The organism is Pseudomonas sp. LBUM1653, assembly GCF_059716115.1.
Genome location: NZ_CP166803.1, coordinates 5,147,459 through 5,162,597 on the forward strand (window position 1 = coordinate 5,147,459; position 15,139 = coordinate 5,162,597).

A 15,139-nucleotide genomic window follows, 5' to 3' on the forward strand; every position below is an offset into this window, starting at 1 on the left:
AAAGCTCTTGTGGCGAGGGGATTTATCCCCGTTGGGCTGCGGAGCGGCCCCGGCATTTGAACGCTTTTACGACTGCTTCGCAGCCGAACGGGGATAAATCCCCTCGCCACAGAAGCTCACCCAGTGGATTGCTGCCTAAATTCCACGTCTCTTTCCTCGTTCACATTACAGCTCCATGTCCCTGCCGGCTCCACGGCAGTGTTCAACTGCTTTGGAACCCTGCATGAAACGTCCCCGTCACACCCGACGCGCCCTGCTTGTAGCACTCAGCCTGATCCCCGTTATCGCCGTCGCGGCCTGGCAGTTCATCCCGCCAGGCCGCGACCAGTTCGCTACCGTGCAGGTCACCCGCGCCGACATCGAAAGCAGTGTCACGGCCTTGGGTACCCTGCAACCCAGGCGTTATGTCGACGTCGGCGCCCAGGCGTCCGGGCAGATTCAAAAGATCCATGTGGAAGTCGGTGACGTGGTCAAGGAAGGCCAGTTGCTGGTGGAAATCGATCCGTCCACGCAACAGGCCAAGCTCGACGCAGGGCGATTCTCCATCGAAAACCTCAAGGCGCAGCTCCAGGAGCAACGCGCGCAACACGACCTCGCCCAACAGAAATACCAGCGTCAGCAAAACCTCAAGGCCGGCAACGCCACCCGCGAAGAAGACGTGCAGACCGCCCGGGCCGAACTGCGTGCCACCCAGGCGCGCATCGACATGTTCCAGGCGCAGATTCGCCAGGCCCAGGCCAGCCTGCGCAGCGATCAGGCCGAGCTTGGCTACACCCGGATCTATGCGCCGATGTCCGGCACCGTGGTCGCACTGGATGCCCGGGAAGGCCAGACCCTCAACGCCCAGCAACAGACACCGCTGATTCTGCGCATCGCCAACCTGTCGCCGATGACCGTCTGGGCCGAAGTCTCTGAAGCCGACATCGGCCACGTCAAACCCGGCATGAACGCCTGGTTCACCACCCTAAGCGGCGGAAGCCGGCGCTGGAAGACCACCGTGCGGCAGATTCTGCCGGTGCCGCCCAAACCCCTGGACCAGACCAGCCAGGGCGGCGGCAGCCCGGCCAGTTCGAGCAAAAGCGGCAGCGCGCGGGTGGTGCTGTACACCGTGCTGCTGGACGTCGACAACGCCGACAACGCGCTGATGGCGGAAATGACCACCCAGGTATTTTTCGTCGCAGACCAAGCGCAGAACGTCCTGACCGCGCCGATTGCCGCCCTGCAGGCAGGCACCCAAGCCGATAGCCAGACCGCGCAAGTGGTGGCCAGGAACGGCAGCATCGAACAACGCAACGTGCGCACCGGCATCAGCGACCGCCTGCGGGTGCAGATCCTCGACGGCCTGCAGGAAGGCGATCACTTGTTGATCGGCCCGGCCGACGGGAGTGGCGGTTGAATGCAGACGCCCCTGATCGACCTTTCGGACATCCGCAAAGCCTACGGCGGTGGCGACGCCCCTGAAGTTCACGTGTTGCGCGGCATCGACCTGTCGATCCATGCCGGTGAGTTCGTGGCGATTGTCGGCGCCTCCGGTTCCGGCAAGTCGACATTGATGAACATCCTCGGCTGCCTCGACCGTCCGACCTCGGGCGAATACCGCTTCGCCGGAGAGAACGTCGCCGCCCTGGACAGTGACGAACTGGCCTGGCTGCGCCGCGAAGCCTTTGGTTTCGTGTTCCAGGGTTACCACCTGATTCCGTCCGGCTCGGCCCAGGAAAACGTCGAGATGCCGGCGATCTACGCCGGCACTCCGGCCGCCGAACGCCATGCACGCGCCGCTGCCCTGCTCAAGCGCCTCGGCCTGGCCACGCGCACAGGCAATCGTCCGCACCAACTCTCCGGTGGCCAGCAGCAACGGGTGTCCATTGCCCGTGCCTTGATGAACGGCGGCCATATCATCCTCGCCGACGAACCCACCGGCGCCCTCGACAGCCACAGCGGCAAGGAAGTCATGGCGCTGCTCGACGAGCTGGCAAGCCAGGGCCACGTGGTGATCCTCATCACCCACGACCGAGAAGTGGCGGCGCGGGCCAAGCGCATCATCGAGATCCGCGACGGTCTGATCATCAGCGACAGCGCCCGGGACAATCCCGCCGCGCAAACCTCTTCCAATCCCGGTGCGCTGCAAGCGGTAGATCTGCGCAAGCGTCTGACTGAAGGCGCGCAAGCCAACGGCGCCTGGAAAGGCGAACTGATCGACGCGGTGCAAGCCGCCTGGCGGGTGATGTGGATCAACAAGTTCCGCACCGCGCTGACCCTGCTGGGAATCATCATCGGCGTGGCTTCGGTGGTGGTGATGCTGGCCGTCGGCGAAGGCAGTAAGCGCCAGGTCATGGCACAGATGGGCGCGTTCGGCTCCAACATCATTTACCTCAGCGGCTCTTCCCCCAACCCGCGAACACCGCTGGGCATCGTCACCCTGGACGAAGTCAAGGCGGTGGCGAGCCTGCCGCAGGTGATGCGCATCATGCCGGTCAACGGCCAGGAAGCCGGGGTACGCTTTGGCAACCTCGACCACTTGAGCTACGTCGGCGGCAACGACACCAACTTCCCGGCGATCTTCAACTGGCCAGTGGTGGAAGGCAGCTACTTCACCGAGGCCGATGAACAAAACGCTGCGGCGGTCGCGGTGATCGGCCACAAGGTGCGGACCAAACTGCTCAAGGACGTGGCCAATCCCATCGGCCAGTACATCCTGATCGAAAACGTGCCGTTCCAGGTGGTCGGCGTGCTGGCGGAAAAAGGCGCCAGCTCCGGCGACTCCGACAGCGACGACCGCATCGCCATTCCGTACTCCGCGGCGAGTGTGCGGCTGTTTGGCACCTACAACCCCGAGTACATCGCGATTGCCGCCGCCGATGCGCGCAAGGTCAAGGAGACGGAACACGCCATCGAGCAATTGATGCTGCGCCTGCACAACGGCAAGAAGGATTTCGAGCTGACCAACAACGCGGCGATGATCCAGGCCGAAGCGCGCACGCAAAACACCCTGTCGCTGATGCTCGGTTCGATTGCCGCGATTTCGCTGCTGGTGGGTGGTATCGGTGTGATGAACATCATGCTCATGACCGTCCGCGAACGGACCCGCGAGATCGGCATACGCATGGCCACCGGTGCCCGGCAGCGGGACATCCTGCGTCAGTTCCTCACCGAAGCGGTGATGCTCTCGGTGGTTGGTGGTTTGGCCGGGATCGCCCTGGCGTTGATTGTCGGCGGCGTGCTGATCCTCAGCGAAGTCGCCGTCGCGTTCTCCTTGATAGCGGTGCTGGGCGCGTTCGGCTGCGCCCTGGTCACCGGTGTTGTCTTCGGCTTCATGCCGGCCCGCAAAGCTGCCCGACTCGACCCGGTCACGGCCCTTACCAGTGAATAATCTTTTAATGAAGCCGCCCCTCAATCTTTTGCTAAGCAGCAGTTTGCTGACCCTTTGCCTGTTGCTCGGTGCTTGTGGCACACCTGCCCAGCGCCCGGACAGCGGCAACCAGCCGCCTGCCGCCTGGCAATCGCCGCACACAGTGGGTGCCACCCGCGACAACCAGCAATGGTGGAACCGCTTCGGCAGCCCGCAGCTGGGTCGCCTGATCGAACAGGCCCGGGTCGGCAGCTATGACCTTGCCGCTGCCATTGCGCGGGTGCGCCAGGCACAGGCCGAAACGGTAGTCGCTGGCGGCTCGCAGTTACCCGAGGTCAAGGCCGGGTTGAACGCTAACCGGCAGAAGTTGCTGCGCGGCAATGGCTACAGTCAACTCGACGCCGACAGTGATAACAACGCGGTCGACTACTTCACCGCCAACCTCACGGCCAGCTACGAAATCGATTTTTGGGGCGGCCAGCGCGCCTCCCGCGGCAGTGCGCAATTCGCCTTGCAGGCCAGCGAGTTCGATCAGGCGACTGTGGAGCTGACGTTGCTCAGTGGCGTCGCCAATACCTACGCGCAAGCCCTGTCGTTGCAGGAGCAAAGCCGTATTGCCCAGCTCAATCTGGCCAACGCACAGAATGTTTTGAAACTGGTGCAGACCCGCTACGACTCAGGTTCAGCGACAGCCTTGGAACTGGCCCAGCAAAAAAGCCTGGTCGCGGCGCAGCAACGGCAATTGCCGCTGGTGCAGCAACAGGCTATAGACGCGCAGATCAGCCTCGCCACCCTCCTCGGCCGCCCGGTGCAGGAACTGGCGCTGGGCCAGGAACACTTCGATCAATTGTCCTGGCCCGCCATCGACGCTGGCGTGCCCAGTGAATTGCTCAGCCGGCGCCCGGACATTGCCCGGGCCGAAGCGCAACTGGCCGCCGCCCAGGCCGACGTCACCGTTGCTCGCGCCGCGATGTTGCCGACCGTGACCCTGAGCGCGGAAATCGGCTCCGGTGCCGACCGTGCGGGCGACATTCTGCGCAGTCCCTTCTACAACCTGACCGCCGGATTGCTCGCCCCGGTGTTCAACAACGGGCGCCTGGGCGCCGAGCGCGACAAGGCTTTGGGCCGCCAGGAAGAACTGCTGGAAACCTATCGCGGCGCGATCATCAATGGCTTCGCCGACGTGGAAAAAGCCTTGAACAGCATTCGCGGGCTGGACGAACAGCGCCAGTGGCAAAGCGAGGAACTGAGCCAGGCGCAGACCGCGTTCAACATCGCCCAAAGCCGCTATGAGGCCGGGGCCGAGGATTTGCTGACGGTGCTGGAGACGCAACGTACGCTGTATGCGGCGCAGGATTTGAATGTGCAACTGCGGCTGTCGCGGATGCAGGCGAGTATTACGTTGTACAAGGCGCTCGGGGGCGAGTGGCAGATTTTGTAAATGCGGCGCCTGTCAGGCCGCCATCGCGAGCAAGCTCGCTCCCACAGGGATTTGTGTATGCCGCAACATTTGGGTACGACGCATAACCTGTGGGAGCGAGCTTGCTCGCGATGAACGATAACGCGGTGATTAAACCGGAGTCTGTTTGGCCTTCAGATTCCGCGCATACCACGGCCGCTGCGGCACCTTCCTGAACAAATTCGCGAGTTTCTTCTCATCCTCACCAAAGGTAATCCGCAACGCCAGCTTCATGGTCTCCGGATCCATTTCCACCGACTTACCCGCCTGCAACCCCGGCGTGGTGCTGCAACCATGGGTCCCCGGCCCCAGCCACGGATCGTCGATCTCAACCCAGCGCCCCGGCGCGAACCACTGCACGCCATTGACCTCAAGCCGACTCACTTCCCCCGGATGAAAACGCTCATGCGCGCGAAACCAGTCTTCCAGGCGATCGTCGATCCAGCCGTGGAAGTGCCAGAACACCGGGTTCACATGGGACGAGAAAGGATCGCCGAGGAAGTCGTTTTCCGGCGCATACCAGCGCGCGGAAAAGTCCGCCGGATCGCGGGCGAACGGCACCGGCTGGCCGTTGGACGGATCGCGTGGCACCGAGGCCCAACGCATGTGCAGCCAGTCATGCAGGCCCAACTCGACCTCTGAACCAAACTGCCCCAGGGTCAACTTCGACAGGTAACGCGGGTCGCGGTACTGCGACTCCCAGACCTGGAAATTGCTGTGGTAGGTCTCGGCGGTCTTGATGTCGCTGACCCATTGCGAATACTCGTCATCGTCTTCGGCGAGCCAGGTGGGCGGCAGCGCCGTGCCATCGTGGTTGTCGAAATAATCGGCGAAACCGATGCGGTCCCTGGCCAGCTCCGGTTGCGGCAAGGGGAACTGCGTCCACGACGGCAAGTCCATCAACGAACGCGCCGTGCCGAGCATGTGCCGGTGCATGAAGAAAAAGTCCACGCCCGAGCCGTTGCGATCCTTGCGCTTGCCACGGGCGTCACGCTCCTGGTCCCGCGGCCCGGGCTGCCAGCCGATGCCGCGCAAGGCGTTGCGCTTGTCTTCGGGCAAGGTGTGCCATTTATCCCTGGACGCATGCCAGAGCTGGTGAAACAAGCGATGCTCCTGGGACGTCAGCCAAGCCAGCAGTGGCGGATTCAGACCGGTTCGTTCGCGGGCTTCGGGGAACACTTTCTTGACCGCGACGAAGCGATTGTCCTGGGCCGTCATCATCAGGGGACGATCCAGATCCAGCACGCGACCACTGAGGCTGCCGCTGCCGGCATTACCGAAACCGGCCCAGACTTCGTCCAGCGCCATGCTGAACTCGTAGTCACAGCTGCCACGGGCGCTGAGCAAGCGCCAACTCAACTGCGCCGGCTTGACCCCGGCCACATCACCGAGCACCCGATACCGCGGCGCTTCGCTGGAACGCAAACGCTCGGCGGTGTCGAGAAAGCCAACCAGGCCACGGCCCTTGTGGCCGATGTCGAGAAACAGCTCCAGGCCGTCCCGTGGCAAGCCTTCAAGCCCGGCATCACGACCTTCGAAACGGATCTGCCAGACACCACGCAGCGTATCCGCCAAGCGCTGGCCGGCGACATCCGCCACATCGAACGAAGCTTCGCCGGGGGTGATCGTCGGATCCGGCTTCGTCCATTCGCGATGCCCATAAAAAGCCGCGGGCACGGCAGCGCCGGTCAGCGCCAGGCCTGCCATGAACCATCGTCGAGAAATCTTCATTGCCCTACCTGTGTCAGCCATGAAGCAGGCTTTATCCAAGCTAGAACGTTTGTTGCCCCCATAAATTTAAAAGCTTCGCGAGCAGGCTCGCTCCCACATTGACCGAGTGAACACTGAAGATCCCCTGTGGGAGCGAGCCTGCTCGCGAAGAGGCCCGCACAAACACTAAATTCCTCCCCCGCTGACTCGTTCCACCCAGATAGCAAAGGCTCCCTGACTGAGACGGCAATGACAAAACCACGTTCGAAAAAGGCTCTTTTCATCGGCCTGCCGCTGGCCCTGGCGATCAGCGCGGGTGCAGGCTTTGCGGCCTGGGATTACTGGTTCAAGGACAATCCCGGCTACCCGGTCAAGGTGATGAAACAGGCCGATGAACTGCATGAGCGCCTTCTCTCGTTCGACAGCCACATCACCGTGCCCATGGACTTCGGCACCGCCGGCAATGAAGCCGACAAGGACGGCAGCGGCCAGTTCGACCTGGTCAAGACCGGGCGCGGACGCCTGTCCGGCGCGGCCCTGACGATTTTCGGCTGGCCAGAAATCTGGAACGGCGCCAACGCGCCGCATCGTCCCACCGCCGGGTTCATCGAAGAGGCACGCTTCGAACAGGAAACCCGCTACAAAATCATCAGCGCCCTGGTGCGTGACTTCCCCAATCAGGCCGCCATCGCCTACACCCCCGACGATTTCCGGCGTCTGCATGGCGAAGGCAAGTTCGCGATCTTCATGAGCATGCTCAACGCCTACCCGCTGGGCAACGACCTCAATGCCCTGGACAAATGGGCTGCGCGGGGCATGCGCATGTTCGGCTTCAGTTATGTGGGCAACAATGCCTGGGCCGATTCGTCCAGGCCATTGCCGTTCTTCAACGACTCCCGGGACGCCCTCGGCGGTCTCTCAGACATCGGCAAGCAGGCCGTGCATCGTCTCAACGACCTCGGCGTGATCATCGATGTGTCGCAGATGTCGACCAAGGCCCTGGAGCAAGTGGCCCGGTTAAGCCGCACGCCGATGGTTGCATCGCACTCCGCTCCGCGTGCCCTGGTGGACATCCCGCGCAACCTCAGCGACCACGAAATGCAGTTGATCAAGGACAGCGGCGGCGTGGTGCAGATCGTCGGTTTCCCGACCTACATCCGCCCGCTGAGCCAGGCCACCCAGGACAAACTCAACGCCCTGCGTGCGCGTTTCGACCTGCAACCGCTGCAAGGCCTGGAGATGGCGTTGATGCCGGGCGACCCGATCATCACCGTGTGGTCTGAACAACGTTTCGGCGAATACGCCAGCCAGCTCTACGCCATCGTCGACGAAGAACCCAAGGCCACTCTCAAGGACTATGGCGACGCGATTGACTACGCGGTGAAGAAAATCGGCATCGATCACGTCGGCATCAGTTCCGACTTCAACGATGGCGGCGGCTTGGATGGCTGGAAGGACGTCAGCGAGGCGCGCAACGTGACCGCCGAGCTGATCAGCCGCGGTTACAGCGAGGCCGATATCGCCAAACTCTGGGGCGGCAATTTCCTGCGGGTCTGGGACCAGGTCGAGAAATCCTCCAGACCCGTCGCCAAAAACTGATGCCACTTTGCCAAGCGAACCCGAAGCTATGACCAACCGTCGCTCATTCCTCAAGCAGGCCGGCATTCTCGCCGCCGGCCTGCCCCTGGCTGCTTCCGTGTACCCGCCAGCCCTGGCCGACGATCTACAACAGCAGCCGCAACCCCTGCCAAAGGGAAAATGGGCGCAATTGCGCCAACTGTTCAATCAGGACCCGGACTACCTGCATTTCGCCAATTTCCTCGTCACCTCGCACCCCACGCCGGTGCGCAATGCGATCGACATGCACCGTGCCAACATCGACCGCAACCCTGGCCGGGCCATGGACTGGGACTTGCAGGAAACCGAGAAGCGTGAGCACAACGTGCGGGTCTGGGCCGGGCGTTACCTCAATGCCAAACCCGAGCAGATCGCGCTGACCGGCAGCACCACCGAAGGCCTGGCGATGATCTATGGCGGGATTCATGTGCGCCCGGATCAGGAAATCCTGGTCAGCGAACACGAACACTATTCCACTAACTACACCCTGGAATTTCGTCAGCAACGCCAAGGCACGAAAGTGCGCAAACTCAAGCTGTTCGAGAACAGCCGCGACATTTCCGTGGACGAAGTGCTGGGTTCGATCGCCAAAGGCATCCGCCCTGAAACCCGCGTGCTGGGCATGACCTGGGTGCAGTCGGGAAGCGGCGTGAAACTGCCGATCGGCGAAATCGGCAAACTGGTCGAAGAGCAGAACCGCAAGCGCGACGAGAAAGACCAGATCCTGTATGTGGTCGACGGGGTGCACGGCTTTGGCGTCGAAGACCTCGAGTTTCCCGACATGCACTGCGACTTCTTCATCGCCGGCACCCACAAGTGGATGTTCGGCCCTCGTGGCACCGGGATCATTTGCGCCCGCTCCGCCGAGGTCAAGGACATCACGCCGATCATTCCGACCTTCAGCGAATCCACCGACTTCGCGACCATCATGACCCCCGGCGGCTATCACAGTTTCGAACATCGCTGGGCCGCGGATGAAGCCTTCAAGTTGCACCTGGACCTGGGCAAGGCCGACGTCCAGGGACGCATTCATGAACTCAACACCTATGCCAAGGACCGCCTGCTGGAAGAGCCGCGGATCGAACTGGTCACGCCAAAGAGTGCGCAACTGTCTGCCGGTTTCACCTTCTTCCGGATCAAGGATCAGGACTGCGAAAAGGTCGCCAGCCAACTGATGCAGAGCCGCGTGGTCTGCGACTCGGTGGACCGCGACGTCGGCCCGGTGGTGCGCATCGCCCCCGGCCTGCTCAACAGCGAAAACGAAATCGACCGCTTCATGGCCCTGCTGAATAAAACAGTATGACGGCATGACGCTGAACCCTGTGGGAGCGAGCCTGCTCGCGAAAGCGGAGTTTCAGGCAACACGAGCGTCGTCTGACACTCCGCTTTCGCGAGCAGGCTCGCTCCCACAGTGGACCTCACACTACACCCGTTTTTTTTGATCGAGATGTCTCATGAACAGTGATCTGCTGTCTCCCCTCAAGGCCCTCGCCCTGACCGCCCTCATGGCCGGCCTGCTGCCGTCTGCCGTGCAGGCCGCCACTTCCCCGCCACCGGGCAAGGTATTCAAGGATTGCAAGAACTGCCCGGAAATGGTCGTGCTGCCCGCCGGCACCTTCACCATGGGCACGCCCGATGACGAAGTCGGCCGCGAGCCCGATGAAGGTCCAATGCATGCAGTCACCTTCGCCAAACCCTTCGCCATGAGCCGCTTCCAGATCACCGTCGGTGAGTGGGACAGCTATGTGAAGGAAAGCGGCGTGACCATCGCCAATGGCGATACCCGGCCAGGTCGCGAGTGCGTCGCCAGCAAGCCACGCTACCCGCAGAGTCCGCGCCAGCCGGCGGTATGCATGAACTTCGACGACGTGAAGAACTACGTCGCCTGGCTGTCGAAGAAGACCGGGCAGCAGTACAGCATGGTCAGCGAGGCTCAGCGTGAATACGCCGCGCGCGGCGGCACCCAGGGCCCGTTCCCCTTCCCCTTCGATGAAGGCAAGGGATACAGCATCGCCAAACACGCCAACACCTACGGCCCGGCGGACGGCTACAGCTACAGCTCGCCGGTTGGCAGCTACCCGCCCAACGCCTTCGGCCTGTACGACATGCACGGCAATGTCTATGAATGGGTCGAAGATTGCGAACACCCCAACTACGTCGGCGCCCCCACCGATGGTAGCGCCTGGCTGGAAGCCAACTGCGAAGCCGTGCGCATCCGCGGCAACGACTGGGGCGAAGCGCCGGTGTTCTCCCGCTCCGGTAACCGCAATAGCCAGTACCCGCAGGAACGTGGGGACTGGATGGGCTTTCGCGTAGTCCGCGAGCTCTAAATCCACACACCCCCCTGTAGGAGCCAGGCTTGCCGGCGAAGGCGTCTTCAAGATCGCCTTCGCCGGCAAGCCTGGCTCCTACAGGGCATGCGTGGTGTCGGCAACCCCACCACCAGTCGCCCCCCCTCTAAATTAACCCCTCGACCAGACGTTCTACTGGGTATCTGCCTTCCGACCCAAGGAACCGTCTTCCATGACCCAGCCTACCCGAGGCGCCATCGGCGAATTGTTCACTCTGCTCAAACCCTTTCGACTCATCGTCGCCGCGTCCATTTTCCTGGGCATGGTCGGCGGCCTGAGCGTCACGGTGTTGCTGGCGACCATCAACAATGCATTGCATTCGGACAGCGGCCTGACCCAGGGTGTGGTCGCGCTGTTCGCCGGCCTGTGCCTGCTGGCGCTGGCCAGTTCGATCTGCTCCGACATCGGCACCAACTACGTCGGCCAGCACATCATCGCCAAGCTGCGCAAACAGTTGGGCGAGAAGGTACTGTCGGCGCCGATCGAACAGATCGAGCGCTATCGCAGCCATCGCCTGATCCCGGTGCTGACCCACGACGTCGACACCATCAGCGACTTCGCCTTCGCCTTCGCACCGCTGGCGATTTCCCTGACCGTGACCCTGGGTTGCATGGGCTATCTGGCGATCCTGTCGTGGCCGATGTTCCTGATCATGGTGGCCGCGATCCTGATCGGCAGCGCGATCCAGGCCTACGCCCAGAGCAAGGGCGTGCAAGGTTTCATGGCCGCGCGCGACGCTGAGGACGAGCTGCAAAAGCACTACAACGCAATTGCCGAAGGCGCCAAGGAATTGCGCATTCACCGGCCACGCCGCCAGCGCATGTTCACCTCGGGCATCAAGGGCACCGCCGAATTCATCTGCAACACCCAGGTGCGTTCGATCAACACCTTCGTCATCGCCAAGACCTTCGGCTCGATGCTGTTCTTCGTGGTCATCGGCCTGGCCTTGGCCCTGCAAACGTTCTGGCCGAGTGCCGACAAGACCGTCATGAGCGGCTTCGTACTGGTGCTGCTGTACATGAAAGGCCCGCTGGAGCATTTGATCGGAACCCTGCCGATCGTCAGCCGCGCGCAGATTGCTTTCCGCCGCATCGCTGAACTGTCCGAACAGTTTTCCACCCCGGAACCGCACCTGCTGCTCAGCGATCAGGGCAACATCAAACAGGCCGTGCACGAACTGCAACTGGCGGACGTGCGCTACGCCTTCCCGTCGGTCGAGGGTGCGGCGCCGTTCCAGCTGGGCCCGGTCAATCTGTCGATCAAGCAGGGCGACATCACCTTCATCGTCGGCGAGAACGGCTGCGGCAAGACCACCCTGATCAAGTTGCTGCTGGGCCTGTACACGCCGCAACAGGGGCAGATCCGGGTCAACGGCGAGGCCATCGACGCGCACAACCGTGACGACTATCGCCAGCTGTTCACCACCATCTTCGCCGACTACTACCTGTTCGACGACGTGGTCCAGGGCGACACGCAGATCCCCGAAGACGCCAACAAATACCTGCAGCGCCTGGAGATCGCGCACAAGGTCAGCGTCAAGGACGGCAACTTCACCACCACCGACCTGTCCACCGGCCAGCGCAAGCGCCTGGCGCTGGTCAATGCCTGGCTGGAAGAGCGTCCGGTGCTGGTGTTCGACGAGTGGGCGGCCGACCAGGACCCGACGTTCCGGCGGATTTTCTACACCGAGCTGCTGCCGGATCTCAAGCGCCTGGGCAAGACCATCATCGTGATCTCCCACGATGACCGTTACTTCGATGTCGCCGACCAACTGGTGCGCATGGAAAGCGGCCGGGTCGTCACCGAGCTGATGCCTGCCTGATCGCTGCTCTCATAAACGCCACACAAACCTGTGGGAGCGAGCCTGCTCGCGATGGGGTCGTCACTTTCAACATAGAGGGCGACTGATCCACCGCTATCGTCGGAACGCCGCCCGGAGCCGGCTCGCGCCCACAGGTTTCGCGTTTTTTAGCCAATGACATTTTTTTCACATTTCTTTTCCGGTTTCGCAATCGCATCTCGTCTTAATAATCATTCCTATTAACAAAAACTCTGCACGACACTTTTCAGGAGCACAGGCAAGTAATGCGATCTCTTCCACGCCGTACACCTCTCGCGCTGGCCGTACAGCGCCCGTCACTGCATAAAACCCTGTTGACCAGCGTTCTGCTGACCGCCACGTTGCTGGGGAGCACGATGGCCAACGCAGCACCTGTAAAAGTGAGTATCTCGGTTCAGCCGCTGTCCAGCGCACTGACTCAACTGGGCATGCAGACCAACCTGCAGATCCTCTATAGCCCGGATCAGGTGGCCGGCATCAAGTCCCGTGCGGTGTCCGGCTCGCTGGAACCTTCCGCGGCCCTGGCCGAGATGCTCAAGGGCACCGGCATTTCGTTCCAGATCAACGGCAACAGCGTGACGCTGGTGTCTGGCGGCTCGTCGAGCCTGCAATTGGGCGCCACCACCATTTCCGGCCAGGCCCTGGGCCTGACCACTGAAGACACTGGCTCCTACACCACAGGCGCCACCACCACCGCTACAAAGTTGCCGCTGACCATTCGTGAAACGCCGCAGTCGGTGACCGTGGTCACCCGTCAGCAGATGGATGATCGCGGCGTACAGAGCGTTGGCGATGCGCTGAAGAATACCCCCGGTATCACGTCCCAGAAGTACGACAGCGACCGTACCGAATTTTCCGCACGGGGCTTTGCCATCACCAACTTTCAGTACGATGGCGTCAACATCCCCTACGACGGCGTGTACGGTGAAAACCCGAACAACACCGACGACGCTGCCAATCTCGACCGCGTCGAAGTCATCAAAGGCGCAACCGGCCTGATGACCGGCGCCGGCGACCCGTCCGCCACCGTCAACCTTGTGCGTAAAAAGCCGACCAAGGAGTTCAAGGCTTCCGTCAGCGCCACCGCCGGTTACTGGGACAGCTACCGCACCGAAGGCGATATCTCCGGCTCGCTGACCGAATCCGGCAACGTGCGCGGCCGCTTTGTCGGCGCCTTGTCGGACAAAGATTCGTACATCGACCACTACAGCCAGAAGAGAGACCTGTACTACGGTGTTCTCGAAGCCGACCTGACCGACGATACCCTGCTCACCCTGGGCGTCGACAAGTCCAGCGCCACTCCGCGCGGCAGCTCCTGGACCGGTAACACGGTTTACTACGCCGACGGCGGCAAGACCAACTTCTCCCGCGGCTTCAACCCGGGCGCCGACTGGAGCCGTCGTGATTTCGACAGCACCACCTACTTCGCGTCCCTGGAGCAAGCGCTGGCCAATGACTGGAAATTCAAGGCCAGCTTCGACCAGAAAACCACCGATCACGATACTCAACTGGCCTCGGCCAGCGGTGGTTACCCGAACCGCGACACCGGCGAAGGCATGTTCTTTTACCAGGGGCACTGGGAAGGCCATCGCGTGCAGAACACCGCTGACGTGAACGTCACCGGCCCGTTCTCCCTGGGCGGTCGCGAACATGAACTTGTGGCGGGTTTCATGGCAGCCCACTCCCGTCAGACTGGCGCAACCTATGGTACCCCCACCGACTCCGATGGACTTGTACCGGGCAACATCTTTGACTGGACGGGCCATATCGCGAAACCGGACTTCCCGAAAAACGGCAAGTACGAACGCACCCTGAGCCAGAATGGCGCCTACCTGGCCACGCGCCTGCGTCCGACCGACGACCTGTCGTTCATCCTCGGCGGCCGCGTAAGTACCTACAAGTACAACGAGGATTACACCTACTACCCGGGCGCCGGCCTGGCCGACACCCACGCCAGCTACAAGGAACACGGCGTCGTAACGCCTTACGCCGGCGTGGTCTATGACCTGGACGATACCTACTCGGTCTACGCCAGCTACACCAGCATTTACCAGCCACAAATCAACAAGGACGCCGATGGCAAGACCCTGGACCCAGTTGAAGGTGACAGCTACGAAACCGGTCTGAAAGCGGCCTACTTCGAAGGCAAACTCAACGCCAGCCTGGCCTTCTTCCGCATCGAGCAAGACAACGTTGCTGAGTCGATCGGCACCAATGAGATTACCGGTGACGGCATTTACAAAGCCGTCGACGGTGCCACCACCAACGGCGTTGAACTGGAACTGGCCGGCGAACTGGCACAGGACTGGAACGTATCGGCTGGCTACACCTATGCCCGTACTCGCGACAAGGACCATCAACGCATTTTCGGTTTCCCGTTGGCCACCAGCAAGCCGGAACACGTGGTGCGCACCTTCACCACTTACCGCCTGCCCGGCGCGCTGGACCAGGTCACCGTCGGTGGTGGTGTCAGCTGGCAGAGCGCGTTTTACGGCCAGAGCTACAGCCCTAACGTAGGCGGTGGCGAAGGCGGCAGCACCATGCTCAAGCAAGGTGGCTACACCCTCGTCGACCTGATGACCCGTTACCAGTACGACGACCACCTGAGCTTCACCGTCAACGCCTACAACGTCTTCGACAAGCGCTACCTGACCGGCCTTGGCAACTTCGGCACCACCTTCTACGGCGAACCGCGCAACATGCAGATCACGGCGAAGTACGACTTCTGAGGCTGAGCTGAAATGAAAAATGCCCGTATTAAGAGATACGGGCATTTTTTACGGGCGTTATTTCAAAATCAAAAGATCGCAGCC

9 protein-coding genes are annotated in these 15,139 nt (G+C 62.0%); 8 read left to right on the forward strand and 1 reads right to left on the reverse strand.

What is annotated here, in order from left to right:
• Positions 1 to 223: 223 nt before the first annotated feature.
• Genes ACA054_RS23250 through ACA054_RS23260 form a run of 3 tightly spaced genes read left to right on the forward strand, consistent with a single transcriptional unit; the run spans position 224 to position 4,790 of the window.
• Entirely contained in the window at positions 224 to 1,396 is a 1,173-nt protein-coding gene (locus ACA054_RS23250; protein WP_497686349.1) for an efflux RND transporter periplasmic adaptor subunit, read from the forward strand.
• The gene (locus tag ACA054_RS23255) at positions 1,397 to 3,370 is read left to right on the forward strand and encodes a MacB family efflux pump subunit (protein WP_497686350.1); all 1,974 of its coding nucleotides are present in this window, start codon (positions 1,397 to 1,399) and stop codon (positions 3,368 to 3,370) included.
• A 7-nt stretch (positions 3,371 to 3,377) separates the two neighbouring features.
• Positions 3,378 to 4,790: an efflux transporter outer membrane subunit gene (locus tag ACA054_RS23260; RefSeq protein WP_497686351.1), complete on the forward strand. Its 1,413-nt coding sequence runs from the start codon at positions 3,378 to 3,380 to the stop codon at positions 4,788 to 4,790.
• 129 nt (positions 4,791 to 4,919) lie between these two features.
• Here ACA054_RS23260 and pvdP read toward each other — a convergent pair whose 3' ends face one another.
• Positions 4,920 to 6,539 (reverse strand): pyoverdine maturation tyrosinase PvdP, encoded by a 1,620-nt coding sequence (pvdP, locus tag ACA054_RS23265; RefSeq protein ID WP_497686352.1) that lies wholly within the window; start codon positions 6,537 to 6,539, stop codon positions 4,920 to 4,922.
• A 228-nt stretch (positions 6,540 to 6,767) separates the two neighbouring features.
• On the opposite strand from pvdP, the gene pvdM reads away from it, so the two are divergent.
• The 5 genes from pvdM (at position 6,768) to ACA054_RS23290 (ending at position 15,055) form a co-directional block, all read left to right on the forward strand.
• Positions 6,768 to 8,117, forward strand: a complete 1,350-nt coding sequence (gene pvdM / locus ACA054_RS23270) for a pyoverdine-tailoring dipeptidase-like protein PvdM (RefSeq protein WP_497686353.1) — start codon at positions 6,768 to 6,770, stop codon at positions 8,115 to 8,117.
• Between the two features lie 28 nt (positions 8,118 to 8,145).
• Positions 8,146 to 9,438 carry a pyoverdine-tailoring periplasmic protein PvdN gene (gene pvdN, locus ACA054_RS23275; RefSeq protein WP_497686354.1) on the forward strand — a complete coding sequence of 431 codons (1,293 nt, stop codon included), beginning with the start codon at positions 8,146 to 8,148 and terminating at the stop codon, positions 9,436 to 9,438.
• A 151-nt stretch (positions 9,439 to 9,589) separates the two neighbouring features.
• Positions 9,590 to 10,465 carry a dihydropyoverdine dehydrogenase gene (pvdO, locus tag ACA054_RS23280; RefSeq protein WP_497686355.1) on the forward strand — a complete coding sequence of 292 codons (876 nt, stop codon included), beginning with the start codon at positions 9,590 to 9,592 and terminating at the stop codon, positions 10,463 to 10,465.
• A gap of 193 nt (positions 10,466 to 10,658) precedes the next feature.
• Positions 10,659 to 12,308, forward strand: coding sequence for a cyclic peptide export ABC transporter (locus tag ACA054_RS23285; protein ID WP_497686356.1), 1,650 nt, complete (start codon positions 10,659 to 10,661; stop codon positions 12,306 to 12,308).
• A gap of 263 nt (positions 12,309 to 12,571) precedes the next feature.
• Positions 12,572 to 15,055, forward strand: coding sequence for a TonB-dependent siderophore receptor (locus tag ACA054_RS23290; RefSeq protein WP_497686357.1), 2,484 nt, complete (start codon positions 12,572 to 12,574; stop codon positions 15,053 to 15,055).
• Positions 15,056 to 15,139: the final 84 nt, after the last annotated feature.

What these genes read in the sequence shown, in the direction of transcription:
- ACA054_RS23285 (WP_497686356.1), top strand. Translation starts at nt 10,659, where the DNA reads ATGACCCAGCCTACCCGAGGCGCCATCGGCGAATTGTTCACTCTGCTC.
- pvdM (WP_497686353.1), top strand. Translation starts at nt 6,768, where the DNA reads ATGACAAAACCACGTTCGAAAAAGGCTCTTTTCATCGGCCTGCCGCTG.
- ACA054_RS23250 (WP_497686349.1), top strand. Translation starts at nt 224, where the DNA reads ATGAAACGTCCCCGTCACACCCGACGCGCCCTGCTTGTAGCACTCAGC.
- ACA054_RS23260 (WP_497686351.1), top strand. Translation starts at nt 3,378, where the DNA reads ATGAAGCCGCCCCTCAATCTTTTGCTAAGCAGCAGTTTGCTGACCCTT.
- pvdN (WP_497686354.1), top strand. Translation starts at nt 8,146, where the DNA reads ATGACCAACCGTCGCTCATTCCTCAAGCAGGCCGGCATTCTCGCCGCC.
- ACA054_RS23255 (WP_497686350.1), top strand. Translation starts at nt 1,397, where the DNA reads ATGCAGACGCCCCTGATCGACCTTTCGGACATCCGCAAAGCCTACGGC.
- pvdO (WP_497686355.1), top strand. Translation starts at nt 9,590, where the DNA reads ATGAACAGTGATCTGCTGTCTCCCCTCAAGGCCCTCGCCCTGACCGCC.
- ACA054_RS23290 (WP_497686357.1), top strand. Translation starts at nt 12,572, where the DNA reads ATGCGATCTCTTCCACGCCGTACACCTCTCGCGCTGGCCGTACAGCGC.
- pvdP (WP_497686352.1), bottom strand. Translation starts at nt 6,539, where the DNA reads ATGAAGATTTCTCGACGATGGTTCATGGCAGGCCTGGCGCTGACCGGC.